Source organism: Psychrobacter sp. 1Y4, assembly GCF_051847555.1.
Genome location: NZ_JBPYDE010000858.1, coordinates 1 through 590, shown reverse-complemented (window position 1 = coordinate 590; position 590 = coordinate 1). Strand labels below are relative to the sequence as shown.

Here is a 590-nt window from a genome sequence, read left to right as displayed (position 1 = left end):
GTTTAACTGGTATCGAGTTTCATCGCCATCACTTACTGTCAGGCGCTTGGCAATGGACAGACGCGCCCAACCCAGAGCCTATCACTATGCCATCGGTTGATACTACTGCCGCTGGTAGTCAAGCGCTTGGATTTACAGGCAACTGGGGACGTTTTCCCACATTAAATAGTATAGATGGGTTTGACAATTACCTATCAAACTTTCAGGCTGCATTTACGCGTTCTAATGATCAAGACCGCTTTGATATCACTCAATTACCCAAAAAAATCTTGGTATTGGGCAGCAATGAGTTTGTTTGGTTGCCGTTTTTATTGGCGGAATGGCTTGAGACAACGTCTCAAAACCTCAAAGCTAACACGGATACTATCGTGAAATTTAGTGCATTGACGCGCTCACCGATTGCGCTTGGCGGCGCCATCACTACCATGCTGAGCTTTCATGATAATTACGGGCTGGGTATGACCAACTTTGCTTATAATGTTGATCCGACTGAGTGGGATTTAATTGTGTTGTGTGTAGAAACGGCTGCTGATAGCGTCGATGCGATGTGGCGCGGTTTGGATAATGTATTGGTGGTCAGTCCGACGCCT

At 46.3% G+C, this 590-nt stretch carries 1 protein-coding gene; it reads left to right on the top strand.

Annotated elements, in window-relative coordinates; all coding sequences use genetic code 11:
• The coding region (locus tag ACS8FC_RS19260; protein WP_439297972.1) for a TRSP domain-containing protein at positions 1 to 590 on the top strand (590 nt) is incomplete at both ends.